Source organism: Pseudomonas lalkuanensis (assembly GCF_008807375.1).
In the GTDB taxonomy this organism is placed as follows: domain Bacteria; phylum Pseudomonadota; class Gammaproteobacteria; order Pseudomonadales; family Pseudomonadaceae; genus Metapseudomonas; species Metapseudomonas lalkuanensis.
In genome coordinates, this window is sequence record NZ_CP043311.1 from 662128 (window position 1) to 688577 (window position 26450).

Consider the following 26450-nt stretch of genomic DNA (forward strand, 5'->3'; position numbering starts at 1 on the left):
CTGAGAGCCAGCCAGGGTGGATGTCGTTTTTCACATCCACCCACGAGGTCAGGCCAACCAACGAGGGTGGATCGACGAAGCGTGATCCACCCGCGGCTTACAGGGTTACTGCGCGATCCATCGCGAATGAAATCGTTCCCACAAGTTGCCTGGGCTTCAGTGCGAATCACTGCTCCTCGATATCCAGCAACAGATTCTCGATCGCTTCGCGGTATTCCCCGGGGCTCTCCCACAGCCCGCGCTGCTGGGCTTCCACCAGCCGCTCGGCGATGTCACGCAGGGCTTCGGGGTTGTGCTGGCGGATGAACTCGCGGGTGTCCTCGTCCAGCAGGTAGGCATCGGCCAGCAACTGGTACTGGTGGTCGTCCACCAGCTCGCTGGTGGCGTCGAAGGCGAACAGGTAGTCCACGGTCGCGGCCAGTTCGAAGGCGCCTTTGTAGCCGTGGCGCTTCATGCCGGCGATCCACTTTGGATTGGCGGCGCGGGCGCGGACCACGCGGGCCAGTTCTTCCTTCAGCGAACGGATGCGTGGCAAGTCCGGCTGGCTGTGGTCGCCGTGGTAGCTGGCGACCTTCTCGCCGCGCAGGGTTTCGGCGGCGGCGAGCATGCCGCCCTGGAACTGGTAGTAGTCGTTGGAGTCGAGGATGTCGTGCTCGCGGTTGTCCTGGTTCTGCAGGACGGCCTGCAAGCGTTGCAGTCGTTGGGCGAAGCGCTCCCGCGCCGGGGTGCCGGCGTCCTGGGAGCCGTAGGCGTAGCCACCCCAGTTGAGGTAGACCTCGGCCAGCTCGGAGCGGTCCTGCCACTGGCGCTCTTCGATAACGCCCTGCACCCCTGCACCGTAGGCGCCGGGCTGGGCGCCGAATACCCGCCAACCGGCTTGCAGGCGCGCATCCACCACGGCAAGGCCTTCGGCCGCGAGACGTTCGCTTTCCTGTTTCACCCGCGCGGCCAGCGGGTTCATGTCCTCGGGCTCGTCCAGCTCCGCCACCGCCTGCACTGCGGCATCGAACAGGCGGATGAGGTTGGCGAAGGCATCGCGGAAGAAGCCGGAGACGCGCAAGGTCACGTCCACGCGAGGCCGATCCAGCAGGGACAGCGGCAGGATCTCGAAGTCCTCGACCCGCTGGCTGCCTGCCTGCCACACCGGTCGCACGCCCATCAGCGCCAGGGCCTGGGCGATGTCGTCGCCGCCGGTGCGCATGGTGGCGGTGCCCCAGACGGAAACGCCGAGTTGGCGCAGGTGGTCGCCATGGTCCTGCAGGTGGCGTTCCAGCAGCAGGCTGGCGGACTGGAAACCCAGGCGCCAGGCCGTGGGCGTGGGCAGGTTGCGCACGTCCACGGTGAAGAAGTTGCGCCCGGTGGGCAGGACGTCGAGGCGTCCGCGACTGGGGGCGCCGCTGGGGCCGGGCGGCACGAAACGGCCCTCCAGTGCCGCCAGTACGCCGCCGATCTCGGCGCTGCCGCAAGCGTCCAGGGTGGGGGCGATCACGGCCCGCAGGTTGTGGATAACCGCATCGCTGGCGGGGCCGATGGAGCCGAAGTCGCTGGTTTCGATCAGGCCCAGCGCCAGTCGCTCAAGGCGCTCGCGGGTGTCGCCGTTGCTGCGCCAGGGTTCGTCGTTGAGCGTTTCCAGCACCGCAGGGCGTGGTCCTTGCCAGGGCTCGGCCCAGTTCAGGTCGAGTGGGTCGGTGCCCAGTTGCAGGTCGCTGGCGAGGGCGCGCAGCAAGCTGGCGTTGGCCCCCTTGCCGTCGCCGCGCGGAATGCGCACCAGGGAGAGCAGGGTGTCGTCGCGCAGGCGCCCGCCGGGGGATTCACCGAACACATGCAGGCCGTCGCGGATCTGCGATTCCTTGAGGTCGCAGAGGTAGGCGTCCAGTTGCGGCAGCCAGCTTTCCGGGTCGTCGCTGATGACGAGGTTCAGCTCGCGGTCCAGGGAAGTGGCCTTCACCAGTTCGAGGATTTCCCCGCGCAGCTGCACGGCGCGGCGCGGGTCCAGCAGGGAGGCGTCGTAGTACTCGTCGGCCAGGCGTTCCAGGTCGCGCAGCGGTCCGTAGTTCTCGGCGCGGGTCAGCGGCGGCATCAGGTGGTCGATGATCACCGCCTGGGCGCGGCGCTTGGCCTGGGCGCCTTCGCCCGGGTCGTTGACGATGAAGGGGTAGATGTTCGGCAGCGGACCCATCGCCGCGTCCGGCCAGCATTCGGCGGAAAGGCCAACGCCCTTGCCCGGCAGCCATTCCAGGTTGCCGTGCTTGCCAACGTGGATCAGCGCATCCGCGGCGAACACTTCGCGCAGCCAGAAGTAGAAGGCGAGGTAGCCGTGGGGCGGCACCAGGTCGGCGTCGTGGTAGATGGCCGCCGGGTCGAGCTGGTAGCCGCGGGCCGGTTGGATGCCGACGAAGGTCAGGCCGAAACGCAGGCCGGCGATCATCATGCGGCCGCTGCGGAACATCGGGTCCTGCTGCGGATCGCCCCAGCGTTCGAGCACGGCGCGCTGGTTGGCCTCGGGCAGGCGCGCGAAACAGGTCAGGTAATCGGTGAGCGCGAGGCTCTGAGCGCAAGGGCGCAGGTCGAGGCTGTCCAGATCGTTGCTGACGCCACCGAGCAGGTTGTGGATAAGTGCTGTGCCGTTGTCCGGCAGACCCGCGACCGGATAGCCCTCGTCTTCCAGGGCGCGGAGGATGTTTAGCGCGGCGGCCGGGGTGTCCAGGCCCACACCGTTGCCGATGCGGCCATCGCGGGTGGGGTAGTTGGCCAGGATCAGCGCGATGCGCTTGTCTGCATTGGCCTTGCACGCCAGTTCGCACCAGCGCCGCCCAAGTTCGGCCACGAAGTCCATGCGTTCTACGTGCGGCAGGTAGCAGACCACGTCGCTCTGGCTGCGCTCGCTGCGCCAGGCCATGCCCTTGAAGCTGATGGGGCGGGTGATGATGCGGCCGTCCAGCTCCGGCAGGGCAATGTGCATGGCCAGGTCGCGCGGGCCGAGGCCTTGTGGGTTTTCCCGCCAGAGCGGTTCGTTGTCCAGCGAGCAGATGGCTTGCAGCACCGGGATGTCGCGGCGGAACGGGCGAAGGCTGGGGGCATCGGGGTTGGACTGGGCGAAGCCGGTGGTGTTGATGATCAACCCGGCGCCCGCGGCGTCCAGCCAGTTTTCCACAACCTCCAGACACTCGGCTTCCTTGAGGCTGGCAACCGCGATGGGCAGCGGATTCAGCCCCCGGCTGGACAGTCGCTCGCAGAAAGCGTCGATGAAAGTGGTGTTCGCCGCCTGCAGGTGCGTTCGATAGAAGATCAGGGCGGCCACGGGCTGGTGCGGCAGCCATTCGGCCTGCCAGTCCTGCAGTTGCGCCGGCCGGATGCGCGGATGGTAAAGGGCGACACGGGGCAGTACCTGCGGCTCGCGCCAGGGGTAGTCACGCCCCAGCCAGCGACTGGCCAGGCAATTGAAGAGTTGTCGCGCGTTGTCCAGTCCGCCCTGGCGCAGGTACTGCCAGAGGCGTTCGGCATCTTCACCCGGGACGTTGCAGAGGCCCGCCAGCTCCGGATCGGGACGGTCGTCGCCGGGCACCAGGATCAGCGTCGCCCCGCGCTCGGCCAGCGCCACCAGTTGTTCGATGCCGTAGCGCCAGTAGCCGACGCCGCCGTGCACCGAGATGAGGATGACCTTGGCGTGCTGCAGCACCTCGTCGACATAGAGGTCCACCGAGGCGTGGTTCTGCAACTGCATGGGGTTGGCCAGGCGCAGGCTCGGGTAGTCATCCGGCAGTTCGCGGGCGGCTTCTGCCAGCAGGGCCAGGTGCGAATCGCCGCTGCACAGGATCACCAGTTCGGCGGGTGTCTGGGCCAGGTGGGCGATGCCGTCGTCGGGAACGAAGCCGCCGGGTTGGGTGCGTAGGAGGTGCATATCCTTTACTCGGAGGCCCCGTAGGATGGGGTGAGCTTGCGATACCCATCGATATCGAATGGTGGGTATCGCTCCGCTCCACCCACCCTATGGTCGTGGGTCAGGAGAGAGCGGTACGCAGTTCGTTGGCGATGGCCGCCTGGTCGAGTTCTTGGCCGATGACGACCAGGCGGGTGCTGCGGGTTTCGTCGGTCAGCCACTTGCGGTCAAAGTGTTTGTCGAAGCGCTTGCCGACGCCCTGGATCAGCAGGCGCATCGGTTTGCCGGGAATGGCGGCGAAACCCTTGATGCGCAGGATGGCGTGGCGTTCCACCAGTTGGCCGAGGGTGGCGAGCAGCGCGGCTTCCTCGACTTCCGGCAGGTCGACGTGGAAGGAGTCGAACTCGTCGTGGTCGTGGTCTTCATGACCTTCGTGGTCGTGGTGGGTGGGGCGGCTGTCGATGTGCAGTTCGGCTTCGGCGTTCAGCCCAAGCAGGACATCGAGCGGCAGCTTGCCGGCGCGGGCTTCGACGATCTTCACTGCCGGCGGCAGTTCCTCCGCCACTTCGGCGCGCACGGCGGCGAGGGCTTCGGCGCCGAGCAGGTCGGCCTTGTTCAGCACCACCAGGTCGGCGCTGGCGAGCTGGTCTTCGAACAGCTCGTGCAAGGGCGATTCATGGTCGAGGTTCGGGTCCTGCTTGCGCTGTTCGTCCACCTGCTCGGGGTGGGCGGCGAAGGTGCCGGCCGCCACCGCCGGGCTATCGACCACGGTGATCACCGCGTCGACGGTGCAGGCGCTGCGGATTTCCGGCCACTGGAAGGCCTGTACCAGTGGTTTGGGCAGGGCGAGGCCGGAGGTTTCGATGAGGATCTGGTCGAGGTCGCCACGGCGCGCCACCAGCTCGCGCATCACCGGGAAGAATTCCTCCTGCACGGTGCAGCAGAGGCAGCCGTTGGCCAGCTCGAAGACGCGGCCCGCGGCCTCTTCCTCGGTGCAACCGATGGAGCACTGCTTGAGGATCTCGCCGTCGATGCCCAGTTCGCCGAACTCGTTGACGATCACCGCGATGCGGCGGCCTTCTGCGTTGTCGAGCATGTGGCGGAGGAGGGTGGTCTTACCGGCGCCGAGGAAGCCGGTGACGATGGTGACGGGGAGCTTGGCCAGGGTTTTCATGCGCGCCTCTGCGTGGTCGGTCGGCGGGCATGACGAACGCAGCGGGGCCGGCCCCGCGCAACGGATTCGCCACCGGATCACCCCGCCCGGTTGTCTGGAATGTCGTCGAGGCAGGTCTCCTGGCTCACGACCCTGCGCTTTGCGCGGCACCTTCGCCTTCCCGCTTGCGCAGTGGCATTTCGAAGGGCCTTGGGGGCGTTCACAGTTGCGGGGGCAGCCGTGGCCTTGACCACGTTCCCTCTTAGCTCCGGCGTACATCCGGAGAACCTCGAAAGGGCGAAGGCTACGCAGCGTGCCGGCAGCGGTCAATCGCGGCAGTTGACGCTTGGTCGGACTCGTGATGTCCTAGCACGGTTTTTTCAGGTGCCTCGCGTCGCCGTACGCGAGGTGAAACGGGAAGTCGGTGCGTCCTTCATCGGGCAAGTCCGGCGCTGCCCCCGCAACGGTAAGCGATCGTAGGGTTAAGTACGCCACTGTGCCGATCCGGCATGGGAAGGCATGCCCATCCGGCCACGGCCGGCGTCGCAAGCCCGGAGACCGGCCTGATCACGTTTTGGCAACCCGCGGTGGGCGGGCGCAAGCCGGAAATCTGGGTGCCCCTGCGCCCGCTTCCCTCGCGCGCGTTCCTCCTGCAGGTATCACTAGCAACGCAGAGGGAACCTCCATGTCCAGCCGCACCCTGTCCCATTCCGCCGCTTCCTCCTCGACCCTGGCCCAGCGCCTGGTACTGGCCATCGGTGCCGGCCTGGTCGGCCTGTCCCTGGTGTACTTCGCCGGCTTCTCGCACATCGAGGCCGTGCACAACGCCGCCCACGACACCCGCCACAGCGCCGCCTTCCCCTGCCACTGAGTGATGCATCCATGATCAAGCGCATCGCCCAGACCGCCGGGTTCGCCGGCCTCATCGCGGCCCTGGTGCTGACCCTGCTGCAGAGCCTGTGGGTCACCCCGCTGATTCTCCAGGCGGAAACCTATGAAAGCGCCGAGCCGGCCCCTGTCGAGCAGGCCCATGCCCATCAACACGGTGGCGCCGCCGTTGCCCATGTCCATGAGCACAGTGACGAAGCCTGGGCCCCGGAAGATGGCTGGCAGCGGACCCTGTCCACAGGCGGCAGCAACCTGGTGGTGGCCGTGGGCTTCGCCCTGATCCTCGCTGGGCTGTTCAGCCTGCGCGGCCCGACCCGTGCGTGGCACGGTCTGCTGTGGGGCCTGGGCGGTTTCGCCACCTTCGCATTGGCGCCGTCCCTCGGCCTGCCGCCGGAATTGCCGGGCACCGCCGCCGCCGAGCTGGCCCAGCGCCAGACCTGGTGGATCGGCACCGCCGCCTCCACGGCCGTTGGCCTCGCGCTGATCGCGTTCGGCCGTCACTGGGGGCTGCGCGTGGCGGGCGTCGTATTGCTGGTGATCCCCCATGTAGTGGGCGCGCCGCAGCCGGAAGTGCATTCCAGCCTGGCGCCGGAAGCGCTTGCACACGAGTTCATCGCCGCTTCGCTGATCACCAATGCCGCTTTCTGGGCCGTACTGGGCTGGGCGGCCGGTTGGCTGTACCAGCGCCACGCCTCGCCCTCCGTTTGAAGCTGGTCGCCGGGCTGGGCTGCCGACGCGGTTGCCCGGCGGATGAACTGCAAGGCCTGCTGCTGCAGTGCCTTGCGGAGGCCGGGGCCTCCCTCGATGAGCTGGTCGCCCTGGCCAGCAGTGAGGTGAAGGCGGCAGAGCCGGGGCTGAGCGCCCTGGCCGAGCGACTGGGCCTGTCGTTGTATTTTCTGCCCGTGGATATGCTCGCAGCCCGTGAGGCATGCCTGAGTCGGCCGTCCGAACGGGTTCAGGAAGCCGTTGGCAGCCCGGGAGTTGCCGAGGCGGCTGCCCTGGCCCAGGCCGAGGCGCTGTTCGACGGTCACGCCAGCCTGCTCATCGATAAACGCCGCAGCGCCAGCGCCACCTGCGCCCTGGCCTGTATCCCCCAGGAGGCTGAACAGCCATGACGGTCTATTTCATCGGCGCCGGCCCTGGCGATCCGGAGCTCATCACGGTGAAGGGGCAGCGCCTCATTCGCACCTGCCCGGTGATCCTCTACGCCGGTTCCCTGGTGCCCGAAGCCGTGTTGGCCGGGCATGGCGCCGAGCAAGTGGTGAACACGGCCGAGCTGCACCTGGACGAGATCGTCGCCCTGCTCGCCGAAGCGCACGCCAAGGGCCAGGACGTGGCGCGGGTGCATTCCGGCGACCCGTCGCTCTATGGCGCCATTGGCGAGCAGATCCGCCACTTGCGCGAACGGAACATCCCCTACGAAGTGGTACCGGGGGTGACCGCCGCCGCCGCCTGCGCCGCGTTGCTGGGGTGCGAGCTGACCTTGCCGGACGTGTCACAGACCTTGATCCTTACCCGTTACGCCAGCAAAACGCGCATGCCCGAAGGGGAAGCGCTGGGCGACCTGGCCCGGCATCGCGCGACCATGGCCATCCACCTGGGCGTGAGCCAACTGGCGAAAATCGTCGAAGAACTGTTGCCGCACTACGGCGCCGATTGCCCGATTGCCGTGATCCATCGCGCCAGTTGGCCGGACCAGGAGCAGGTCACCGGCACCCTCGGCGACATTCTCCCCAAGGTGGCGGCGCGGGACTTCCGCCGCACGGCCTTGATCCTCGTGGGCAAGGTGCTGGCGGCCGATGGCTTCACCGATTCGTCCCTTTACCGCGCCAGTCATGCCCATCTCTACCGCCCAGGCCAGGCGTAACCGCTACGCGGCTAGTGACGTGAGCCGGTGAAACCCGCAGAATGCGGCTCTTATGTGGCGGGCAATCTTCCCGCCAACTCCCTCTAACCGGCTTTAAGCGACCTATTTCTCTATGCGAATGCGCTTGATGCTGTTGGGTGGCGGCAATTCACTCGGACAGGCGCTGATTCGCCTGGGCGCCGAGGAAGACATAGGTTTTCTCGCTCCGCGTCCGCCCGAGCAGGGCTGGGACGCCGCCAGCCTGACCCAGCTGCTCGATGACACCCGGCCTGACGCCGTGATCAACCTCGCCTACTACTTCGACTGGTTCCAGGCCGAGGAAGTCAGTGCTGTTCGCCTGGCGGCCCAGGAACGCGGAGTGGAGCGACTGGCCGAGCTTTGCCAGCACCACGGCATCATCCTGCTGCAACCGTCCAGCTACCGGGTATTCGATGGCTCCCGCGCCACCGCCTACAGCGAGAAGGATGAATCCGCCCCGCTCAGTGAACGTGGCCAGGCCATCTGGCGCATGGAGCAGAGTGTCCGTGCCGCCTGCCCCAAGCATGTGCTGCTGCGTTTCGGCTGGTTGCTGGACGACAGCCGGGACGGCTCCCTGGGGCGCTTCCTCAGCCGCGCCGAACAAGCGGACGAAATCTGCCTGGCGGATGACCGTCGCGGTAATCCCACTCCGGTGGACGATGCCGCGCGAGTGCTGCTCGCTGTGATCAAACAACTGGATTGCCAGGCGCCGCTCTGGGGCACCTATCACTACGGCGGCCACGAGGCCACGACGCCCCTGGCCCTTGGTCAGGCGCTGCTCAGCGAGGCTCGCAGCCTGCACCCGTTGAAGGTGCAGGACATCACCCCGCAGGCCCATGCCGCCCGTCCCGATGCGGCGGACGAACCGCAGAACGCGGTGCTGGCCTGCAAGAAAATCCTCCATACCTTCGGCATCAAGCCGCGCGCCTGGCGTGCTGCGTTGCCAACCCTGCTGGACCGTTACTATCGTCATGGTTGATTCCCCCATCCTCATCACCGGCGGCGCCGGTTTCATCGGTTCGCACCTGGCTGATGCGTTGCTCGCCAGGGGCCACGCCGTGCGTGTGCTGGACAACCTCTCAACCGGCAAGCGCTCCAACCTGGCGCTGACCAACCCGCGCCTGGAGCTGATCGAGGGCGATGTGGCCGACGCTGCCCTGGTGGCACGCGCCATGTCCGGCTGCAAGGCAGTGGCGCACCTGGCCGCAGTGGCTTCGGTACAGGCGTCGGTGGACGATCCGGTGGCGACTCACCAGAGCAATTTCATTGGCACCCTGAACGTCTGCGAAGCGATGCGCGAGCACGGCGTGAAACGGGTGATCTTCGCCTCCAGCGCTGCGGTCTACGGCCAGAACGGCGAAGGCATGGCCATCGACGAAGACACACCCAAGGCGCCGCTGACCCCCTACGCAGCGGACAAGTTGGCGAGCGAGCACTACCTGGATTTCTATCGCCGGCAGCACGGTCTGGAGCCGGCGGTGTTCCGCTTCTTCAACATCTTCGGTCCACGCCAGGATCCGTCTTCACCTTATTCCGGCGTGATCAGCATCTTCACAGAACGCGCCCAGGCCGGGCTGCCGATCACCGTATTCGGCGATGGTGAGCAGACCCGGGATTTCGTCTACGTCGGCGATCTGGTGCAGGTGCTGGTGCAGGCGCTGGAAGCGGATTGGCTGGAAGCCGGACCGGTGAACGTGGGCCTCAACCGCGCCACCAGCCTCAAGCAGTTGCTCACCGCCATCGGTGAGGTGCTGGGCGAAATGCCAACGGTGAACTACGCGGAAGCCCGCGCCGGGGACATCCGCCATTCACGGGCCAACAATGCCCGCCTGCTGCTGCGCTACGAGTTTCCCGTTGCCACACCACTGCGCGAGGGTGTGGCGCGTCTCATGGGGCGTTGAGCACCCGATTGCGGGTTGGTCTGACCCTGTAGGCTGTGCTGTGCGCACCTGAGCGAGGATCGGTGCGCGCGGCGCACCCTGGCGTCGGTCCCGATAATGGAATCGGCCTCCGTTACCTCATAAATCTCCAGGCACAAAAAAAGGCGCCCGAAGGCGCCTTTTGGCGGGGTGTTCCTCTCGAAGAATAGCCCGCTCAGAACTTGTAGCCGAGGCCGACCATGTATACCCAGGGGTCCACGTCAACATCGACCTTTACCTTGCCCACGCCTGCCAGGTCGGTGGTGGCTTTGGTGTCGATGTCGATGTACCAGACAGCGGCGTTGAGCAGGATCTTGTCAGTCAGCATGTAGTCCATGCCGACCTGAGCGGCCAGGCCCCAGGAATCGTCCAGGTCCAGATTGCTGAAACCTTGGGATTTGCGCGAGCTCGTCAGGTCCTCGTCGAAGAACAGGGTGTAGTTCAGGCCTGCGCCGACGTAGGGTTGGAACGCGGAGTTCGGGTCCATCGGGTAGTACTGGAGGCTCAGGGTCGGCGGCAGGTGCTTGATGTCGGCCAGTTTGCCGTCAAGGGCGCCGCCGAGGCCTTTCACGCCCACTTCGTGCTGGAACGGGGTGGCTGCCAGCAGTTCGATACCGACATGGTCGGTCAGCATATAGGTGCCGGTCAGGCCGAGCTGGGTGTCGCTGTCCAGGGTGGCTTTGGTGCCACCGACCTTGGTGCCGGCAATGGACAGGTTGGAGCTGTCTTCGTTCGGGGCAACGGTGGCTGCGCCTGCGCGGACGATCACGTCGCCGGCCTTGTGGGCCTGGGCCAGGGGGGAGGCAACGGCAAGTGCGAGCAGGGAGGCAGCGAGAAGTGGCTTGCGCATGGAAGGCTCCAATGAGTTCTAAAAGTGTTGGACTGGAGCCAGTTTCGGTAATTAGGAAGCTTAGTATCTTGATCCAGAGCAATGTCGCGGGTGGTCGACAGCAAAAGGCCCGGCAAGACCGGGCCTTTGTGCATCCAGGTTGCGCGCGTCCTGGGTCAACTGCCGGTGGACTCGTAGGGATAGATCTTGCTCGCTTCCATCTGGTAGCCCGCTTCCGCCAGTTCGCTGCTGCTGGATTTCACCTGCAGCGGACCTTCGATCCAGAAGGGCTGGTAGAGGGCGTCCATCAGCACGCCGAGCTCGCTCTTCACGTGGACGATCTGGTTCGACGGCGGCGGCGGGACGTGAATGCAGGCACCGAAGTAGGGCACCAGGAGGAACTCGGTAACGCGGCCTTCCTCGGTCACATCCAGCGGCACGATGTAGCCCGGCAGCTTCACTTCCTGGCCATCCAGCGCCTTGACCACCGGCGCCGCAGGCGATTGCTGGCTGGCGGCCGGGCCGGCCTCGGCGTTGAGGGCGTCGGACAGCTGCGAAAGGTCATGGATGGGGGCGGGCGGCGCGGGTGGCGGCGCGCCTTCCGGGATCATCTCCGCCCAGGTGAGCTCACGTGCCTCGCCGGCCCAGAGCGGGGAAGAAAGGGTAAGCAACAGGGCCAGCAGGATGCGTGTCATGGGAGTCTCACAGGCGAATGGAAAGACCGTCGGCCAGCGACTGCCGGTAGGCACGCCAGGCTGGCACCACGCCCATCAGCAGGGCGGCGGCCAGAATAGCGCCGAGCAGCGTCCACTCATAGGGGCTGGGCAGGGCCAGCGGCAGGTAGAGCCCGTAGTTCGCCTGCACATAGCCCTGGCTGAGCCCGATGCCGAGGTATAGCAATCCCACGCCCAGCACCGTCCCCGCCAAGGCCAGGGCGAAGGCTTCCAGCACCAGCAGGCTGCCGACGTGCCAGGGCCGGGCGCCCACGGAACGGAGGATGGCCATTTCCCGGCGACGCTCGTTGAGGCTGGTGAGGATGGCGGTGAGCATGCCGATCAGGCCGGTCAGTACCACGAACAGCGAGACCACGAAGAGCGCCTTCTCCGCCGTTCCCATCAGGCTCCAGAGCTCCTGCAGCGCCACGCCAGGCAGGATCGCCAGCAGCGGCTCGCCACGGTATTCGTTGATCTGCCGTTGCAGCGCGAAGGTGGCGATCTTGCTGTTGAGGCCGAGCATGAAGGCGGTGATGGCCCTGGGCTGCAGGTCCATGGCGCGGGCCTGGTCGGCGCTGACCTTGCCGGCGCCGCGCGCGGGCACGCCGTTCTGCCAGTCGACGTGCAGTGCCTCCATGCCTGCCAGGGAAATGTGCAGGGTGCGATCCACCGGCGTGCCGGTGCGCGCGAGGATGCCGACCACCGTGAACGGTTTGTCGTCGTGCCGTACCAGGCTGACGCTGCTGACGCCGTGGGCCAGCACCAGCTTGTCCCCCAGCTTGTAGTGCAGGGCCTTGGCCACTTCGGCACCGAGCACCACCTCGAACATGTCGGCGAAAGGCTTGCCCTCGGCCAGTCGCAGCGGCTGGCCGCGGCCAAAACGGTAGTGATCGAAATAGGCCGCGCTGGTGCCCATGACGCGGTAGCCGCGATGGGAGTCGCCAAGGGAAATGGGGATGGCCCACTTCACCCGCTTGTCCTTGCTGATGGTTTCGAAGCTGTCCCAGCGGATGTTGTTGGTGGCGTTACCGATGCGGAACACCGAATAGAGCAGCAGGTTCACCGAGCCGGAGCGGGCGCCGACGATCAGGTCGGTGCCGCTGATGGTGCTGGCGAAGCTGGCACGGGCTTCGGTACGCACGCGCTCGACTGCCAGCAGCAGGCAGACCGACAGGGCAATGGCGAACACCGTCAGCAGGGCGGTGAAACGGCGGTTGGCGAGGCTGGCCAGGGCCAGGCGCAGCAGATACATCTCAATCCTCCTCGATGCGTGCGGCGCGGTTCAGTTCCGCCAGTGACAGGCTGCGGTCGAACAACGGCGCCAGGCTCTGGTCGTGGCTGACGAACAGCAGGCTGGAACCGGCTTCACGGCATTCGGCGAACAGCAGTTGCAGGAACGCTTCGCGGGCGTCTGCATCCAGCGCCGAGGTCGGTTCGTCGGCGATCACCAGTTCCGGCTGGCCGATCAGCGCGCGGGCAGCGGCTACCCGTTGTTGCTGGCCGATGGACAGGGAATCCGCGCGGCGTTGCAGCAGTTCCTCCCTCAGGCCCAGGTGGCGCAGCAGGGTGGCGGCGGCCGCATCGGCGCTGCCGTGGCGCTGGCGCGCGCGTTCGGCACGCAGGCGCGAGAAGCGGCACGGCAGCTCGACGTTCTCCCGCACCGAGAGGAATGGCAGCAGGTTGAATTGCTGGAAGATGTAGCCGGTGTGGTCCACACGGAAATGGTCACGGGCGCTGGCCGAGAGCTTGGCCAGGTCCTGGCCGAGCAGGTGGATGCTGCCTCGGCCGGGTTTCTGGACGCCGCCGAGAAGACCCAGCAGGGTTGTCTTGCCACTGCCGCTGGGGCCTTTGAGGAAGAGACTTTCGCCGCGTTGCAGGCGGAACTCGGGAATATCCAGCAGTTCCGCGTGACCGGGCCAGGCAAAGCCCAGCCCCTGGAGTTCGATCAGTGTCTGGCTCATGGGAAAACGACCGGGTTGCCCCGGCCGGTTCTAGGGAATTAGAAGCTCAGGGTGGCGTTGGACTGACTCAATTCCGCGCCTTGCTGCCCGTTCGGGCCGATCAGTTGTACCTGAATTTTCAGCGTGGCAGGGAAGCGCTTGAACAGCCCGGCGAGATCCAGGGACTTCAGCGCATCGGGGGTGGCGCACTCGAACCGGTAATGGGCGTGGACTTCACTGTGCTTGTGGTCATGGCCCTTGGCATGTTCGTCATGGTGCTCGTCAGCGCCGAACAGTGGACTTTCCAGTTCCTGGGACGCGACTTTGCAGCTGGCCGCCTGGGGAAGGCCGAAGAGCACCAGGGGACTTTCCAGCTCGTTACGGACGGCCGCGACCTTGGCTTTGTCGGCATTGCTGCTGGCGGCATGCTCGAAGCCCACCAGGTTCATCGCCGGGCTTTCCAGTTCCAGCTCAAGGGTATTGCCGTCCAGCGCAGCGTTAAGGCGCGCTACGCCGTGCTCGTGGGCGCCAAGGCTGTCGTGCTCGTGATCATGATCGTGCTCATTGGCCTGGACAGCGGCCAGGGGCAGCAAAGCGAAGGGCAGGGCAAGCAGCAGGCGGCGCATGGAGGTCTCCGGAGGGGGTGAAAATACGTTGTTACGTTATAACAAATGTAGGCAGCCCGCCAGCGCCATGGGAGCATTGCGCATTCGTTTCCGGAGGAGTTGGACATGCTGCGCATACGCGGACAGATCGGCGACTGGCCGGTGGACCTGACGGTCGAAATGGACGCCGAGGACTGGGACCAGCTGGCCAGTCGCCTGTCGCCGGAGATGCTGGACAAGGCCCCGGCCGCGGCGAAAGCCCCAAGCGCCCCGCGCACCGATGCACTCTGGGAAACCGCCCAGCAGCTCCTGCGCGAAGCCGGACAGATGGAAGGCCCCCGATTGCTGGCTGAGCTGGAAGCCCTGACCGGTGGCGTGGCGATGGGCAAGCGCCTGCTGGTGCGTCTGCGCCACAGCGAGCAGGTGCATGTCGAGGTGCGGGAAGACGCGCCTCTCTATATCTGGCGGGGATGAGGGGCTGTGGGAACGATCTCAATCGCGAATGAATTCGCTCCCACAGGATAGAGCGGGTCAGTAGATGGCGTTGTACAGCTTGCGGCGGTAGGTGGTGACCAGCGGGTGGTCGTTGCCCAGCAGGTCGAACACCTGCAGCAGGGTCTTGTGGGGCAGGCCGCCGTCGTAGCCACGGTTGCGCACGAAGAGCTTGAGCAGGCTGTCCAGCGCCGGCTCGTACTGCTGACGGGAGAGTTGCTGGATCGCCAGCTGGTAGACCGCTTCGTCGTCACCGGCATCCTGTGCCAGGCGCGATTTCAGGTCGGCGACTTCCGGCAGGTCGGCAGCCTGGCGCAGGAAGGTCAGCTGCGCGCGGGCACCCGCGATCGCCTGCTTGTGTTCGTCGCTCTTCACCGCATTGAGCACGGTTTCCGCTTCGCCCAGTTCACCGCGTTCGGCCAGGCAACGGGCATAGAGGATCAGCCCGGCAGCGTTGGTGTTGTCTTCGGTCAGCAGTTGCTTGAGCAGGTTTTCGGCTTCGCTGATGCGGCCTTCGCTGAAGGCGGCCTGGGCGGCGTCCAGCAAGTTGCCCTGGGGCGTGGCCGGCATCTGCACATGGGGTTCGAGCATCGCGCGGATGGCCGATTCCGGCTGCGCACCGGCGAAGCCGTCCACCGGCTGGCCGTCCTTGAACAGCACCACGGTGGGCAGGCTGCGGATGCCGAAGCGCATCACGATGTCCTGCTCGATGTCGCAGTTGACCTTGGCCAGCAGCAGTTCGCCCTGGTAGGACTCGGCAATCTGCGCCAACAGCGGCATCAGCGCCTTGCAGGGGGCGCACCAGTCGGCCCAGAAATCCACCAGCACAGGCTTGTGGAAGGAATTCTGGATCACCGCCTGGTCGAAGTCGGCGCCGGTGGTATCGAAGATGTAGGAAATGTCGCTCATCTGGGCTCTCGGAAGCACGAAAGAATGGGCGAATCATACGGCTGCCGGCCGGTGATGAATATGCCTGCACGAGCCCGGAACTTGCAGATGGCACGGCCTTCTTCATCTGTAGGGACGAATTCATTCGCCAAGGGTTGCGCAGCAGCCCCTGAAATCCCAAGGGGCAGACCTTCGGCCTGCTTGGCGAAAGAATTCGCCCCCACGATGCCTTGCCCCACCAGCGAAGCAGGGCTTCAGCGAATCGCGTGATACAGGCTCACATTGCGGAATTCCGCTGGCTCGGCAAGATCCGGCCAGGTGCAGGCATCCAGCACGGCGAGGCGGGTATAGAGCGGGTGCTGGAAGTCGCGGACCCGCGAGTCGGCCACCAGGGCCTGGCGGCCGCGGGTGAGGAAGTGGTCGAGCAGCGGCAGGTTGGCGCGGTCGTAAAGCACGTCAGCGACGATGATCAGGTCGAAGCGATCCTCTTCCTGGAAGAAATCCGCCGAGTAGCTCAGCGCCACGCCGTTCAGCTCGGCGTTGGCGCGGCAGGCTTCCAGGGCCAGCGGGTCGAGGTCGCAGGCCACCACTTCAGCCGCACCGGCCTTGGCCGCGGCGATGGCGGCGACACCCGATCCGGCACCGAAGTCCAGCACGCGCTTGCCGGCGACCCATTCGGGTTTCTCGGCCAGCCAGCGTGCCAGGGCCAGGCCGCTTGCCCAGCAGAAGCACCAGTAGGGCGGCTCTTCGAGTATGCGTCGGGTCTCTTCCGGGCTGAACGCACGGTCCATGTTGTCGGCGTCGATCAGCCAGAGCCTGAGGTCGGTGCCGGGCAGGGCTTCCGCGCTGAGGCTGGCGTCGCCGAGCAACTGGCTCAGTGCCTGTTGCAGTACTTTCGGGGCGGTCATGGCGCGGGCACCATCTGGAGTGGGCCGAGGGTCTGGCTTTCCGGCTGCAGGATGAGACGTGGTTGCAGTTTGAGGATCAGGCGTCCGGAGTGGCTGGCGCGACCACGCAGTTCCACGCGCTCGCCACGGGGGAAGGATTTCGGGTTGAACAGCAGGCGGAAGGGCAGCGGGCCGCCATTGCCGTTCAGTACGAGGCTGCCCAGCAGGCGTTGCGGGCGGTCGCGGGAATCGATCGACATCAGCGCCAGCTCGACTTCACTGCCGGACGGTGGCGTCTGCAATACGCCGGTAAGCTCGCGCATATGGGCCGGCGTCGCTTCCACCCTGGGTTTCTGCGTCGGCGCGGGCAGTTGCGGGGCAGGCTCTTCGCTGGCACAGGCCGCGAGCAGGGCGGCCAGGAGCAGGGGGAGGAGTGGGCGCATCTGGGCTTCCTGATACTGGTGCGCGGGCCTTATAGCGCAAAGCTGCCGGCTTGTCTTGCCCGGGGGATGCGCTACCATGGACCACCTTTTCCGCCGATGCCCCTTCGAACCCATGCACTGTCCCTTCTGCGGCGCCCACGACACCAAGGTCATTGATTCGCGGCTGGTAGCCGAGGGCGACCAGGTGCGCCGTCGCCGCGAGTGCCTGGCCTGCGAAGAACGCTTCACCACCTTCGAGACCGCCGAACTGGTGATGCCCCGGCTGATCAAGCAGGACGGCAGCCGCCAGCCCTTCGACGAAGAGAAGCTGCGCGCCGGCATGCAACGTGCGCTGGAGAAGCGCCCGGTGAGCGTCGAGCGCCTGGAAGCGGCCATCGCCCATATCAAGCACAAGCTGCGCGCCACCGGCGAGCGCGAAGTGAAGTCGCGGGTGCTGGGTGAGCTGGTGATGGCCGAGCTGCAGAAGCTCGACGAAGTTGCCTATATCCGTTTCGCGTCGGTCTACCGGCGCTTCCAGGACCTCAACGAGTTCCGCGAGGAAATCGAGCGCCTGGCTCGAGAGCCGTCGAAAGACTGATGGCCGCCAGCGACCAGGCCTGCATGGCCCGCGCCCTCGAGCTGGCGCGCAAAGGCATCTATTCCACCCATCCCAATCCGCGCGTCGGTTGCGTCATCGTTCGCGATGGCCAGGTCGTCGGCGAAGGCTGGCACGTCCGCGCCGGCGAGCCCCACGCCGAAGTCCATGCGCTGCGCCAGGCTGGCGAGCTGGCCCATGGCGCCACCGCCTACGTCACCCTCGAACCCTGCAGCCATCACGGCCGCACGCCGCCTTGTGCCGATGCACTGGTGGCCGCCGGGGTGGGACGCGTGGTGGCAGCCATGCAGGACCCCAATCCCCAGGTGGCCGGCCGTGGTCTGAAGCGGCTGGCCGATGCTGGCATCGCTGTCGAAAGCGGCGTGCTGGAGGCCGAGGCGCGGGCGCTGAATGCCGGTTTCATCAAGCGCATGGAGCAGGGTCTGCCCTTCCTGCGGGTCAAGCTGGCCATGAGCCTGGACGGGCGCACCGCCATGGCGAGCGGCGAAAGCCAGTGGATAACCGGCCCGGCTGCCCGCTCGGCGGTGCAACGCCTGCGCGCCCGCGCCAGCGTGGTGCTGACCGGCGCCGATACCGTGCTCACCGATGCCGCGCGCCTCACCGTCCGCGCGGACGAGTTGGGCCTCGATCCTGAACTCACTGCCCTGGCGGTCAGTCGTCCGCCCTTGCGGGTGCTGATTGATGGCCGCCTGCGGGTGCCGCTGGACGCGCCCTTTTTCCAGGCAGGGCCGGCACTGGTGGCGACCGCCAGTGATTGCAGCCGGGACGCCTATGCGGGCCATGAACTACTGGCAGTGCCTGGCGCCGATGGCCATGTCGACCTGCGCAAGCTGTTGCAGGAACTGGCCAGCCGTGGCGTGAACGAAGTCCTGGTGGAAGCCGGCCCGCGCCTGGCCGGTGCCTTCGCCCAGGCCGGACTGGTGGATGAGTACCAGATCTTCATCGCCGCCAAGTTCCTCGGCTCCAGCGCCCGCCCGCTGCTGGACTGGCCCCTGGCGCGGATGGCGGAAGCCCAGGAACTGAACATCGTCGAAATGCGTGCTGTGGGCGACGACTGGCGAGTCATCGCGATACCCCGCGCCACTGCCTGATTTACGCGCCATCGGCATGGCCGCAAAGGCCGATGCAAGTTCGCCACGACTGTGATAAAACGCCTGCCAGCCAGTTCGATGCTGGCTGAAACGTTCTCAGGGCGGGGTGCAAGTCCCCACCGGCGGTAATTGCGCGAAATGCGCATAGCCCGCGAGCGCTTGCTGGGAAAAGTCTTTTCTGGATTGAGCGAGCTAGAGCGAGACAAGGCGGTTTTTAACGCCGTATCGCCGACGCGCAGCCAATCCATCCAGCAAGGTCAGCAGACTCGGTGCGATCCCGAGGCCGACGGTAACAGTCCGGATGAAGAGAGAACGGGATTGCCTGCCTGGTCCAGGGTGCGTCCGTGCCTGTGTCCGTCAGATCCCTTTCGATCCGATACGCCCTGTTTTTCACGAAACAGGAGTTCCATCGATGTCAAATGCAACAGTCCACTTCCTTCCGGCGTCGGCGGCGTGCCCGCGCGCGGGTGAGGGGCGGGTGCCTATAATGCGTCTTTCGCCGGTATCGACCGGCTCGCTGCAAGCTCTGGAGGTCCCATGTTCACCGGCATAATCGAAGCCATCGGTACCATCCGAGCGATCACGCCCAAGGGCGGTGACGTCCGTGTCCTGGTGGAAACCGGCAAGCTGGACCTCGCCGACGTCAAGCTGGGCGACAGCATCGCCGTCAACGGCGTCTGCCTCACCGCCGTGGAGCTGCCCGGCAACGGCTTCTGGGCCGATGTCAGCCGCGAGACCCTGGCCCGCACCGCCTTCGACGACCTCAAGCCCGGCAGCCCGGTCAACCTGGAAAAGGCCCTGACCCCCACCAGCCGTCTCGGCGGCCATCTGGTCAGCGGCCATGTCGACGGCATCGGCGAGATCCTGATGCGCGAGGACAACGCCCGCGCCGTGCAATTCCGCATCCGCGCGCCACGTGACCTGGCCAGATACATCGCCTTGAAGGGCTCGATCACCGTCGACGGCACCAGCCTGACGGTGAATTCGGTGAATGGCGCCGAGTTCGAGCTGACCATCGTCCCGCACACCCTGGCCGAGACCATCATGGCCGACTACCGCCCGGGGCGCCGCGTGAACCTGGAGGTCGACCTGCTGGCCCGCTACCTGGAGCGCCTGCTGCTCGGCGACAAGGCGGCCGAGCCCCAGTCCTCCGGCCTGACCGAAAGCTTCCTCGCCGAACACGGCTACCTCAAACACTGAATTCAGAAGGAGGGCCCATGGCTCTCAACAGCATCGAAGAACTGATCGAAGACATCCGCCAGGGCAAGATGGTCATCCTCATGGATGACGAGGATCGCGAGAACGAAGGCGACCTGATCATGGCCTCCGAGTGCGTGCAGGCCGAGCACATCAACTTCATGGCCCGGTTCGCCCGTGGCCTGATCTGCATGCCGATGACCCGCGAGCGCTGCGAACTGCTGAAGCTGCCGCTGATGGCGCCGCGCAACGGCTCGGGCTTCGGCACCAAGTTCACCGTGTCCATCGAGGCCGCCGAAGGCGTGACCACCGGTATCTCCGCCGCCGACCGCGCACGCACCGTGCAGGTGGCCGCCGCCAAGGGCGCCAAGGCCGACGACATCGTCAGCCCCGGGCACATTTTCCCGCTGATGGCCCAGCCGGGCGGCGTGCTGGCCCGTGCCGGCCACACCGAGGCGGCTTGCGACCTGGCGCGCATGGCCGGCTTCGAGCCTTCCGGCGTGATCTGCGAAATCATGAACGACGACGGCACCATGTCCCGTCGCCCTGAGCTCGAGGCCTTCGCCGCCGAACACGGGATCAAGATCGGCACCATCGCCGACCTCATCCACTACCGCCTGATCCACGAGCGCACCGTCGAGCGCATCGCCGAGCAGCCGCTGGACAGCGAACTGGGCCACTTCAACCTGGTGACCTACCGCGATGCCGTGGAAGGCGATGTGCACATGGCCCTGACCCTGGGCAAGATCTGCCCGGAAGAGCCGACCCTGGTGCGTGTCCACAACATGGACCCGCTGCGCGACCTGTTCATGGTCAACCAGGCTGGCCGCTGGAGCCTGCGCGCCGCGATGAAGGAAGTGGCCGCCGCCGGCAGCGGCGTGGTGCTGCTGCTCGGCACCCCGCTCACCGGTCCGCAGTTGCTGGCGCACCTGGAGCGCCAGTTGGGGGCCGAGACCCGCGTCACCAACCCGACCACCTACAGCACCGTCGGTGCCGGATCGCAGATTCTTCGCGACCTCGGAGTGCGCAAGATGCGCCTGATGAGCTCGCCGATGAAGTTCAACGCGATATCCGGTTTCGACCTGGAAGTTGTAGAATACCTGCCCGCTGAATGATCCCGCAGGGCTCCGGCCGTCAAGGCCGGGGCCCTCGCTCTTTAATTGACGAGAACTCGCCCATGTCCCTGAAGACCATCGAAGGTACCTTCATCGCCCCCAAAGGCCGCTATGCCCTGGTGGTCGGCCGTTTCAACAGCTTCGTCGTGGAAAGCCTGGTGAGCGGCGCCGTAGACGCCCTGGTTCGCCACGGTGTCAGCGAAAACGACATCACCATCATCCGCGCGCCCGGCGCCTTTGAAATCCCGCTGGTAGCCCAGAAGGTCGCCCAGCAAGGCGAGTACTCCGCCATCATCGCCCTCGGGGCGGTCATTCGTGGCGGCACCCCGCACTTCGAATACGTCGCCGGCGAGTGCACCAAGGGTCTGGCCCAGGTTTCCATGGAATTCGGCGTACCGGTCGCCTTCGGCGTGCTGACCGTCGATTCCATCGAGCAGGCCATCGAACGTTCCGGCACCAAGGCCGGCAACAAGGGTGCCGAAGCTGCCCTGTCCGCTCTGGAGATGGTAAGCCTGCTGGCTGCCCTGGAGGCCAAGTGAGCAACGCAGACGGTTCGGCGCCCAAGGCTCCGAAAGGCAAGATCGCAGCCCGTCGCCAGGCTCGTACCCTGGCGATGCAGGCGCTCTACTCCTGGCACATTGCCGGTCAGCCGCTCAACGAAATCGAGGCGCAGTTCCGCGTCGACAACGATTTCGCCAGCGTCGACGGCGCCTACTTCCACGAGATCCTCCACGGCGTACCGCGCCAGAAGACCGAGATCGACGCGGCCTTCCTGCCCTGCCTGGACCGCGCGCTCGAGGAAGTCGACCCGGTAGAGCTGGCGATACTGCGCCTGTCCACCTACGAGCTGATGAATCGCGTGGACGTGCCGTACCGCGTGGTGATCAACGAGGGCATCGAGCTGGCCAAGGTGTTCGGCGCCACCGACGGACACAAGTTCGTCAACGGCGTGCTGGACAAGCTGGCGCCGCGCCTGCGTGCCGCCGAAGTCCGTGGCGGCAAGCGCTGATTGCAGCCCAGTGAATGGGTGAGTTCGAGCTGATCCGCCGTTTCTTCGCCTCCGCCGCCTGTGCGGCCGGGGGCGAAGGCATTGCCCTTGGCATCGGTGATGACTGTGCCCTGTTGCAACTGCCCCCCGGCGAGCAACTGGCGATTTCCACCGACACCCTGGTGGCCGGCGTGCACTTCCCGCAACAGGCCGACCCCTTCTTCCTCGGTCAGCGTGCCCTGGCGGTTTCCGCCAGCGACCTGGCCGCCATGGGCGCCAAGCCCGTCGCCTTCACCCTCGCCCTGACCCTGCCCGACGCCCGGCCCGACTGGCTGGACGGCTTCGCCCGTGGCCTCTGCGCCATGGCGCGGGATTGCGGGATCGGCCTGGTGGGCGGCGATACCACCCGAGGCCCGCTGAGCCTGACCCTCACGGTGTTCGGCCGGGTGCCCGCCGGATTGGCGCTGACCCGCGCCGGCGCACGCCCCGGCGATCTGCTCTGCGTGGGCGGCAGCCTGGGTGATGGTGCCGGCGCATTGCCGCTGGTACTGGGCGAAATGCAGGACAGCGGCGCGGATGCAGAATACCTGTTGCAGCGCTACTGGGCGCCGCAACCGCAACTGGCCCTGGGCCAGGCGTTGCGCGGGCGGGCCACTGCGGCGCTGGACATCTCCGACGGCCTGCTCGCCGACTGTGGCCACATCGCCAGGGCCTCCGGCGTCGCGCTGCTGGTGGAAGCGGAGAAACTGCCGCTGTCGCCAGCACTCGAACGACTCTTCCCCAGCGAGTTCGCGCGCAAATGTGCGCTGGCCGGTGGCGACGACTACCGCCTCGCCTTTACCCTGCCTGCCGCAGAGCTGGCCGCCGTTCAGGCGCAGTGGCCGGAAGTGGCCGTGATCGGCCGGGTGGAAGCCGGGCAGGGGGTTCACCTGCTGGACGCCGCCGGTGTCGAACTGCAGCCGCCGGCATTGGGTTATCAACATTTCGGGAGTCAAGGTGACTGATCACGAATCGGCCACGCCGCAACCTATCCCCCATTCGGTGTGGAGCAACCCCTGGCATTTCATCGCCTTCGGATTCGGCTCGGGCACCCTGCCCAAGGCTCCGGGCACCTGGGGCTCTCTCGTAGCGCTGCCGTTCATTCCGCTCTGGCAGATGCTGCCGGACTGGGGCTACTGGCTGATGCTGGGACTGACCATGCTGTTCGGCTTCTGGCTGTGCGGCAAGGTGGCCGACGACCTGCGCGTGCATGACCACGAAGGCATCGTCTGGGATGAAATGGTCGGCATGTGGATCACCCTCTGGCTGGTGCCCGAGGGCTGGCATTGGCTGCTGATCGGCTTCCTGGTGTTCCGCGTGATGGACATCCTCAAGCCCTGGCCGATCCGCTGGATCGACCGCCATGTCCACGGTGGCGTGGGCATCATGCTCGACGACGTCCTGGCCGGTGTCTTCGCCTGGCTGGCAATGCAGCTCATTGTCTGGGGCCTGGCCTAATCTTGGTTGGACCCGCAACGGCGAAGGGCGGGTGGAGGGACGCGTGATGCGGAGCTGGTTACTGAAGTTCCTGATCGGCTGTCTGCTGCTGCCGGCGGCCTGGGCGGCGCCGTTCCCGGACCATGAAATCCACCTCGCCAGCGACGTCTGGCCCGGGCACACCGAAGCCGACGGCACCGGGCTCGGATGGGACATCCTGCGGCGGGTCTACGAGCCCGAAGGCATCCAGCTGAAGGTCCACATCGTGCCCTACACCCGTTCCATCGGCCTGGTGCAGCGAGGTGAGGCCGACGCCTGGGTCGGTTCCTACCGCAACGAAGCCGAGGGTGCCTACTACCCGAGATGGCATTACGACGTGGACCAGGTCAGCGCGCTCTCGCTGAACTCAACGCCCGTCCCCAGCCTGGCCACCCTGGGCCGCTACCGCCTGGCCTGGATCCGTGGCTACGACTACCAGAACTACCTGCCGAACCTGAAGCACTTCACGGAAATCCAGCGCCGTAGTGGCATCCTTTCGATGCTCGAACTGGGCCATGTGGACTTCTACATCGACGCCCGGACCGAAGTGGACGACGTGCTGGACACCGCCACCGACCGCAGCCGCTACCGCGTAACCCCGCTGCTACGCCTGCCGCTCTACCTGGGTTTTGCCGATACGCCGCGCGGTCGCCGCCTGGCGGATATCTTCGACCGCCGCATGACCGCCCTGGTGACCAGCGGTGAGTTGAGGCCACTGTTCAAGCGCTGGAAGCAGCCGTATGCCTTCGACAAGGAACCGGAGAAACCCGATGTCGCGCCCTGACCTGCGTATCGCCGCCTGCCTGCTGGCGCTGGCTCCGCTGTTCGTCGCAGCCACCCAGGTGCAGGTGGTCGGCCTGTTCCCCGGCGCCGCGGTGATCAATGTCGACGGCCAGCGCAAGCTGGTGAAGGTCGGCCAGACCGGCCCTGGTGGCGTCCAGGTGATCAGCGCCGACAGCAAGGGCGCGGTGCTGCGGGTCGATGGTGTCGAGCGCAGCTACGGCCTCAGCCGCGAGTACAACCCGGCTACCAGCACCGACAGCCCCGGCAGCCCCGCGGCACCGCAGAAGGCGCAACTGAGCATCGCCCGGGGCAATAACGGGCACTACCAGGTCGCAGGTTCCATCGAGGGCCACCCGGTGCAGTTCCTGGTGGATACCGGGGCCACCAGCGTCGCCATGAACGAGAGCCAGGCGCGCCGCCTGGGCATCGACTACCGGGTGAAGGGACTGCCGATGAAGGCCAGTACCGCCAGTGGAACGGTCAACGCCTGGCGGGTGAAATTCGATCGCATCAAGGTCGGCAGCCTCGAGGTGCTGGGCGTGGAAGGCGCGGTCATCGAAGGCGAGGCGCCTGTGGAGGTGCTGCTGGGCATGAGCTTCCTCAACCGCGTGCGCTGGCGCGAGGAGCAGGGCGTGCTGATGCTGGAGTCCAAGTTCTGAGGCCGCTTGCTTCGAGCCATTCGATACTTATCCCCAACTATTCAATCTGACCCGCCGGATAGCGCTGCTGCTACAATGCCGGCCTTGCCAATTTCCAGGAGTTACACGGTGTCTGTCGTTTTCGTCGCCGCCTCCCAGCTGCCGACTCCGTTCGGCGTGTTCACCATGCACGGCTTTCTCGATGAGGCCAGCGGCAAGGAACACGTTGCCCTGACCCTGGGCGATGTGGCCAACGGCGGACCCGTCCTGGGTCGCCTGCATTCCGAGTGCCTCACCGGTGATGCCCTGTTCAGCCTGCGCTGCGACTGCGGATTCCAGCTGGAAGCGGCGCTGCGCGCCATCGCTGAAGCCGGCTGCGGTGTACTGCTCTACCTGCGCCAGGAAGGCCGTGGCATTGGTCTCCTGAACAAGATCCGCGCCTACGAGCTGCAGGACGCCGGCGCCGATACCGTGGAAGCCAACGAGCGCCTGGGCTTCGGCGCCGACCAGCGCGACTACGCCATGTGCCAGCCGATGCTGAAGCACCTGGGTGTCGGCGCGGTCAAGCTGATGACCAACAATCCGCGCAAGGTCAAGGCACTGGAAAGCTACGGTCTCAACGTCGCCGAGCGCGTACCGCTGCAGACCGGCCTGAACAAGCACAACCGCAAATACCTGGCGACCAAGGCCGGCAAGCTCGGGCACATGCTCGGCAACCTGCATCAGGCGGAATCCGAATCGTGACCCGCAAGGAAGTCCGTCGCCGGCTGGCCATGACCTGGTGGCGCCAGGTGGGCTTCACGCTGGTGCCGCTGTTGGTCATGGGCTACCTGTTCGGCGATGGGGAACCGGTGCTGCCGGTATTGCAGATGCCGCTCTTCATTGGCGCCCTGGTCTCGCTGTTTTTCAGCCTGCCGATGTTCTCCGCCTACAAGCGCGCCCTCGTGGCCACCGAGGCCGCCCTCGGTCGGGCCGAAGAGCCCGGTGCCTGGCAGGAACTGACCCGCCGTCGCGACAGGGGCTTCCTCGCCGCCGGCCTGCCAGCCTGGATCGCCGCCCTGGCGGTGCTGGTCGGACTCAATACTGTGGCGCTGTTCCTCCTGGCCATGAGCAGCCTGGTGCTGCTCTACCTCTACCGAATCCCCCGCCAGCTCGGCTGATGCGCCGGCTGCTCGCCTTCCTGCTGCTGTCCGTGGCGCTGCCCGCCACGGCGCAGCTGCGGGTCGTCAGCCTGGCTCCCTCCCTGACCGAAATCATGCTTGATCTCGGCGCCGGTGACCTTCTGGTGGGTGTGCTCGACGGCGGTGATCGCCCCGCAGCCCTGGCCGGCCTGCCGTCGGTGGGGCGCTACGGGCAGCTGCAACCGGAAAGCCTGCTCGCCCTCAAGCCCGATCTGGTGCTGCTCTGGCCCGACAGCGTGGGCTCGGCCGGACGCGAGCAACTGAAGAAATTCCCGGTTCCCCAGCTGGTGGTGGAGCCGCGGAGCCTGGAACAACTGGCGAATGCCTTCGCCGAGATCGGTGAGCGGGTCGGCCGCGCCGAACAGGGCCGCCAGATGGCCGCGCGCTTCGAGTCGGGGCTGGCGGCACTGCGCCAACACCACCACCGCGACGTGCCGTTGAAAGTCTTCTACCAGGTCTGGGACAAGCCGCTCTATACCCTCGGCGGCAAGCAGATCGTCAGCGATGCCTTGAAGGTCTGCGGGGCGGAGAACGTCTTCGCCGACCTTTCCCTGCCGGCGCCCCAGGTGGGCATCGAGGCTGTGATGCAGCGCGACCCCGCGGTGATCCTGGTGAGCGAACCGAGCCAGGCCTATGCCTGGAAGGCCTGGCCGCAGCTGACAGCGGTGAAACGGGGACAGGTCTGGCCAGTGCCGGACCGGGGGCTGGAACGCCCGAGCTTCCAGATGCTGGCGGCGACCGGGAAGCTCTGCCGGTTGCTGGATGCGGCGAGGTAGAGGCCTGATGCGCGCGGCGTACCCTGCAAACGTGTAGTCCAGCGAAATC

30 protein-coding genes and 3 riboswitches are annotated in these 26450 nt (G+C 66.4%); of the genes, 20 read left to right on the top strand and 10 right to left on the bottom strand.

Annotated features, from left to right (window positions below):
• Positions 1-166 precede the first annotated feature (166 nt).
• On the bottom strand, positions 167-3901 hold the full coding sequence (gene cobN, locus FXN65_RS03155; protein WP_151131600.1) for a cobaltochelatase subunit CobN: 3735 nt from the start codon (positions 3899-3901) through the stop codon (positions 167-169).
• A gap of 100 nt (positions 3902-4001) precedes the next feature.
• Entirely contained in the window at positions 4002-5054 is a 1053-nt protein-coding gene (gene cobW, locus FXN65_RS03160; protein ID WP_151131601.1) for a cobalamin biosynthesis protein CobW, read from the bottom strand.
• A 92-nt stretch (positions 5055-5146) separates the two neighbouring features.
• A riboswitch (cobalamin riboswitch) is annotated at positions 5147-5340 on the bottom strand.
• A gap of 58 nt (positions 5341-5398) precedes the next feature.
• A riboswitch (cobalamin riboswitch) is annotated at positions 5399-5614 on the top strand.
• A gap of 104 nt (positions 5615-5718) precedes the next feature.
• Between cobW and FXN65_RS03165 the strand changes: the two genes are divergently transcribed.
• From FXN65_RS03165 to FXN65_RS03190, 6 genes are all read left to right on the top strand, one after another.
• On the top strand, positions 5719-5904 hold the full coding sequence (locus tag FXN65_RS03165; protein WP_151131602.1) for a CbtB domain-containing protein: 186 nt from the start codon (positions 5719-5721) through the stop codon (positions 5902-5904).
• Positions 5905-5915: 11 nt separating this feature from the next.
• On the top strand, positions 5916-6629 hold the full coding sequence (locus FXN65_RS03170) for a CbtA family protein (RefSeq protein ID WP_151131603.1): 714 nt from the start codon (positions 5916-5918) through the stop codon (positions 6627-6629).
• A complete protein-coding gene (locus FXN65_RS03175; RefSeq protein WP_151131604.1) occupies positions 6626-7036 on the top strand; it encodes a cobalamin biosynthesis protein in 411 nt (136 codons plus the stop codon). The genes FXN65_RS03170 and FXN65_RS03175 overlap by 4 nt, the downstream gene beginning before the upstream one ends.
• Positions 7033-7788 (top strand): precorrin-4 C(11)-methyltransferase, encoded by a 756-nt coding sequence (gene cobM, locus FXN65_RS03180; protein ID WP_151131605.1) that lies wholly within the window; start codon positions 7033-7035, stop codon positions 7786-7788. The genes FXN65_RS03175 and cobM overlap by 4 nt, the downstream gene beginning before the upstream one ends.
• Before the next feature lie 112 nt (positions 7789-7900).
• A complete protein-coding gene (locus FXN65_RS03185) occupies positions 7901-8785 on the top strand; it encodes a sugar nucleotide-binding protein (RefSeq protein WP_151131606.1) in 885 nt (294 codons plus the stop codon).
• Complete coding sequence (locus FXN65_RS03190; RefSeq protein ID WP_151131607.1) at positions 8778-9707, top strand: NAD-dependent epimerase/dehydratase family protein; 930 nt, start codon at positions 8778-8780, stop codon at positions 9705-9707. Before FXN65_RS03185 ends, FXN65_RS03190 begins: the two co-directional genes overlap by 8 nt.
• Before the next feature lie 193 nt (positions 9708-9900).
• Here FXN65_RS03190 and FXN65_RS03195 read toward each other — a convergent pair whose 3' ends face one another.
• From FXN65_RS03195 to FXN65_RS03215, 5 genes are all read right to left on the bottom strand, one after another.
• A complete protein-coding gene (locus FXN65_RS03195; protein ID WP_151131608.1) occupies positions 9901-10575 on the bottom strand; it encodes an OmpW/AlkL family protein in 675 nt (224 codons plus the stop codon).
• A 155-nt stretch (positions 10576-10730) separates the two neighbouring features.
• Positions 10731-11249 (bottom strand): DUF3299 domain-containing protein, encoded by a 519-nt coding sequence (locus FXN65_RS03200; RefSeq protein ID WP_151131609.1) that lies wholly within the window; start codon positions 11247-11249, stop codon positions 10731-10733.
• A 7-nt stretch (positions 11250-11256) separates the two neighbouring features.
• Positions 11257-12519 carry an ABC transporter permease gene (locus tag FXN65_RS03205; protein ID WP_151131610.1) on the bottom strand — a complete coding sequence of 421 codons (1263 nt, stop codon included), beginning with the start codon at positions 12517-12519 and terminating at the stop codon, positions 11257-11259.
• A 1-nt stretch (position 12520) separates the two neighbouring features.
• Positions 12521-13228 carry an ABC transporter ATP-binding protein gene (locus tag FXN65_RS03210; protein WP_151131611.1) on the bottom strand — a complete coding sequence of 236 codons (708 nt, stop codon included), beginning with the start codon at positions 13226-13228 and terminating at the stop codon, positions 12521-12523.
• Positions 13229-13266: 38 nt separating this feature from the next.
• Complete coding sequence (locus FXN65_RS03215) at positions 13267-13833, bottom strand: DUF2796 domain-containing protein (RefSeq protein ID WP_151131612.1); 567 nt, start codon at positions 13831-13833, stop codon at positions 13267-13269.
• Between the two features lie 105 nt (positions 13834-13938).
• On the opposite strand from FXN65_RS03215, the gene FXN65_RS03220 reads away from it, so the two are divergent.
• Positions 13939-14286, top strand: a complete 348-nt coding sequence (locus FXN65_RS03220) for a hypothetical protein (protein ID WP_151131613.1) — start codon at positions 13939-13941, stop codon at positions 14284-14286.
• A gap of 57 nt (positions 14287-14343) precedes the next feature.
• Here the strand turns inward: FXN65_RS03220 and trxA are convergent, their stop codons facing one another.
• From trxA to FXN65_RS03235, 3 genes are all read right to left on the bottom strand, one after another.
• Complete coding sequence (gene trxA / locus FXN65_RS03225) at positions 14344-15213, bottom strand: thioredoxin (RefSeq protein WP_151131614.1); 870 nt, start codon at positions 15211-15213, stop codon at positions 14344-14346.
• Between the two features lie 233 nt (positions 15214-15446).
• The gene (locus FXN65_RS03230) at positions 15447-16100 is read right to left on the bottom strand and encodes a class I SAM-dependent methyltransferase (RefSeq protein ID WP_151131615.1); all 654 of its coding nucleotides are present in this window, start codon (positions 16098-16100) and stop codon (positions 15447-15449) included.
• Complete coding sequence (locus FXN65_RS03235) at positions 16097-16522, bottom strand: YbaY family lipoprotein (protein WP_151131616.1); 426 nt, start codon at positions 16520-16522, stop codon at positions 16097-16099. Before FXN65_RS03235 ends, FXN65_RS03230 begins: the two co-directional genes overlap by 4 nt.
• Positions 16523-16634: 112 nt before the next feature.
• Here FXN65_RS03235 and nrdR point away from each other — a divergent pair, with 112 nt between their 5' ends.
• From nrdR to FXN65_RS03300, 13 genes are all read left to right on the top strand, one after another.
• Positions 16635-17099: a transcriptional regulator NrdR gene (nrdR, locus tag FXN65_RS03240; RefSeq protein WP_151138642.1), complete on the top strand. Its 465-nt coding sequence runs from the start codon at positions 16635-16637 to the stop codon at positions 17097-17099.
• Positions 17099-18208 carry a bifunctional diaminohydroxyphosphoribosylaminopyrimidine deaminase/5-amino-6-(5-phosphoribosylamino)uracil reductase RibD gene (gene ribD / locus FXN65_RS03245; RefSeq protein ID WP_151131617.1) on the top strand — a complete coding sequence of 370 codons (1110 nt, stop codon included), beginning with the start codon at positions 17099-17101 and terminating at the stop codon, positions 18206-18208. The genes nrdR and ribD overlap by 1 nt, the downstream gene beginning before the upstream one ends.
• An 88-nt stretch (positions 18209-18296) precedes the next feature.
• A riboswitch (FMN riboswitch) is annotated at positions 18297-18526 on the top strand.
• A 219-nt stretch (positions 18527-18745) separates the two neighbouring features.
• On the top strand, positions 18746-19408 hold the full coding sequence (locus FXN65_RS03250; protein ID WP_151131618.1) for a riboflavin synthase: 663 nt from the start codon (positions 18746-18748) through the stop codon (positions 19406-19408).
• A gap of 17 nt (positions 19409-19425) precedes the next feature.
• Positions 19426-20520 (top strand): bifunctional 3,4-dihydroxy-2-butanone-4-phosphate synthase/GTP cyclohydrolase II, encoded by a 1095-nt coding sequence (ribBA, locus tag FXN65_RS03255; protein ID WP_151131619.1) that lies wholly within the window; start codon positions 19426-19428, stop codon positions 20518-20520.
• A 62-nt stretch (positions 20521-20582) separates the two neighbouring features.
• On the top strand, positions 20583-21059 hold the full coding sequence (ribH, locus tag FXN65_RS03260) for a 6,7-dimethyl-8-ribityllumazine synthase (RefSeq protein WP_120653232.1): 477 nt from the start codon (positions 20583-20585) through the stop codon (positions 21057-21059).
• Positions 21056-21529: a transcription antitermination factor NusB gene (gene nusB, locus FXN65_RS03265; protein WP_151131620.1), complete on the top strand. Its 474-nt coding sequence runs from the start codon at positions 21056-21058 to the stop codon at positions 21527-21529. The genes ribH and nusB overlap by 4 nt, the downstream gene beginning before the upstream one ends.
• Positions 21530-21543: 14 nt before the next feature.
• Positions 21544-22512, top strand: coding sequence for a thiamine-phosphate kinase (gene thiL / locus FXN65_RS03270; RefSeq protein WP_151131621.1), 969 nt, complete (start codon positions 21544-21546; stop codon positions 22510-22512).
• Positions 22505-23005 carry a phosphatidylglycerophosphatase A family protein gene (locus FXN65_RS03275; RefSeq protein WP_151131622.1) on the top strand — a complete coding sequence of 167 codons (501 nt, stop codon included), beginning with the start codon at positions 22505-22507 and terminating at the stop codon, positions 23003-23005. Before thiL ends, FXN65_RS03275 begins: the two co-directional genes overlap by 8 nt.
• A gap of 46 nt (positions 23006-23051) precedes the next feature.
• Positions 23052-23807 carry a substrate-binding periplasmic protein gene (locus FXN65_RS03280; protein ID WP_151131623.1) on the top strand — a complete coding sequence of 252 codons (756 nt, stop codon included), beginning with the start codon at positions 23052-23054 and terminating at the stop codon, positions 23805-23807.
• Positions 23794-24465 (top strand): retropepsin-like aspartic protease family protein, encoded by a 672-nt coding sequence (locus FXN65_RS03285; RefSeq protein ID WP_151131624.1) that lies wholly within the window; start codon positions 23794-23796, stop codon positions 24463-24465. The genes FXN65_RS03280 and FXN65_RS03285 overlap by 14 nt, the downstream gene beginning before the upstream one ends.
• Before the next feature lie 108 nt (positions 24466-24573).
• On the top strand, positions 24574-25188 hold the full coding sequence (ribA, locus tag FXN65_RS03290; protein WP_151131625.1) for a GTP cyclohydrolase II: 615 nt from the start codon (positions 24574-24576) through the stop codon (positions 25186-25188).
• Positions 25185-25604: an MFS transporter gene (locus tag FXN65_RS03295; RefSeq protein WP_151131626.1), complete on the top strand. Its 420-nt coding sequence runs from the start codon at positions 25185-25187 to the stop codon at positions 25602-25604. Before ribA ends, FXN65_RS03295 begins: the two co-directional genes overlap by 4 nt.
• On the top strand, positions 25604-26401 hold the full coding sequence (locus FXN65_RS03300) for a cobalamin-binding protein (RefSeq protein WP_151131627.1): 798 nt from the start codon (positions 25604-25606) through the stop codon (positions 26399-26401). Before FXN65_RS03295 ends, FXN65_RS03300 begins: the two co-directional genes overlap by 1 nt.
• Positions 26402-26450 lie beyond the last annotated feature (49 nt).

Excerpts from the sequence above, each read along its gene's own strand:
- FXN65_RS03190 (WP_151131607.1), top strand. The coding sequence starts at position 8,778 with ATGGTTGATTCCCCCATCCTCATCACCGGCGGCGCCGGTTTCATCGGT.
- cobW (WP_151131601.1), bottom strand. The coding sequence starts at position 5,054 with ATGAAAACCCTGGCCAAGCTCCCCGTCACCATCGTCACCGGCTTCCTC.
- FXN65_RS03200 (WP_151131609.1), bottom strand. The coding sequence starts at position 11,249 with ATGACACGCATCCTGCTGGCCCTGTTGCTTACCCTTTCTTCCCCGCTC.
- FXN65_RS03205 (WP_151131610.1), bottom strand. The coding sequence starts at position 12,519 with ATGTATCTGCTGCGCCTGGCCCTGGCCAGCCTCGCCAACCGCCGTTTC.
- FXN65_RS03280 (WP_151131623.1), top strand. The coding sequence starts at position 23,052 with ATGCGGAGCTGGTTACTGAAGTTCCTGATCGGCTGTCTGCTGCTGCCG.
- trxA (WP_151131614.1), bottom strand. The coding sequence starts at position 15,213 with ATGAGCGACATTTCCTACATCTTCGATACCACCGGCGCCGACTTCGAC.
- FXN65_RS03210 (WP_151131611.1), bottom strand. The coding sequence starts at position 13,228 with ATGAGCCAGACACTGATCGAACTCCAGGGGCTGGGCTTTGCCTGGCCC.
- FXN65_RS03300 (WP_151131627.1), top strand. The coding sequence starts at position 25,604 with ATGCGCCGGCTGCTCGCCTTCCTGCTGCTGTCCGTGGCGCTGCCCGCC.
- nrdR (WP_151138642.1), top strand. The coding sequence starts at position 16,635 with ATGCACTGTCCCTTCTGCGGCGCCCACGACACCAAGGTCATTGATTCG.
- ribBA (WP_151131619.1), top strand. The coding sequence starts at position 19,426 with ATGGCTCTCAACAGCATCGAAGAACTGATCGAAGACATCCGCCAGGGC.
- FXN65_RS03230 (WP_151131615.1), bottom strand. The coding sequence starts at position 16,100 with ATGACCGCCCCGAAAGTACTGCAACAGGCACTGAGCCAGTTGCTCGGC.
- FXN65_RS03220 (WP_151131613.1), top strand. The coding sequence starts at position 13,939 with ATGCTGCGCATACGCGGACAGATCGGCGACTGGCCGGTGGACCTGACG.
- ribD (WP_151131617.1), top strand. The coding sequence starts at position 17,099 with ATGGCCGCCAGCGACCAGGCCTGCATGGCCCGCGCCCTCGAGCTGGCG.
- FXN65_RS03170 (WP_151131603.1), top strand. The coding sequence starts at position 5,916 with ATGATCAAGCGCATCGCCCAGACCGCCGGGTTCGCCGGCCTCATCGCG.
- ribH (WP_120653232.1), top strand. The coding sequence starts at position 20,583 with ATGTCCCTGAAGACCATCGAAGGTACCTTCATCGCCCCCAAAGGCCGC.
- FXN65_RS03195 (WP_151131608.1), bottom strand. The coding sequence starts at position 10,575 with ATGCGCAAGCCACTTCTCGCTGCCTCCCTGCTCGCACTTGCCGTTGCC.
- cobN (WP_151131600.1), bottom strand. The coding sequence starts at position 3,901 with ATGCACCTCCTACGCACCCAACCCGGCGGCTTCGTTCCCGACGACGGC.
- FXN65_RS03285 (WP_151131624.1), top strand. The coding sequence starts at position 23,794 with ATGTCGCGCCCTGACCTGCGTATCGCCGCCTGCCTGCTGGCGCTGGCT.
- cobM (WP_151131605.1), top strand. The coding sequence starts at position 7,033 with ATGACGGTCTATTTCATCGGCGCCGGCCCTGGCGATCCGGAGCTCATC.
- FXN65_RS03250 (WP_151131618.1), top strand. The coding sequence starts at position 18,746 with ATGTTCACCGGCATAATCGAAGCCATCGGTACCATCCGAGCGATCACG.
- FXN65_RS03185 (WP_151131606.1), top strand. The coding sequence starts at position 7,901 with ATGCGAATGCGCTTGATGCTGTTGGGTGGCGGCAATTCACTCGGACAG.
- FXN65_RS03215 (WP_151131612.1), bottom strand. The coding sequence starts at position 13,833 with ATGCGCCGCCTGCTGCTTGCCCTGCCCTTCGCTTTGCTGCCCCTGGCC.
- thiL (WP_151131621.1), top strand. The coding sequence starts at position 21,544 with ATGGGTGAGTTCGAGCTGATCCGCCGTTTCTTCGCCTCCGCCGCCTGT.
- FXN65_RS03235 (WP_151131616.1), bottom strand. The coding sequence starts at position 16,522 with ATGCGCCCACTCCTCCCCCTGCTCCTGGCCGCCCTGCTCGCGGCCTGT.
- FXN65_RS03165 (WP_151131602.1), top strand. The coding sequence starts at position 5,719 with ATGTCCAGCCGCACCCTGTCCCATTCCGCCGCTTCCTCCTCGACCCTG.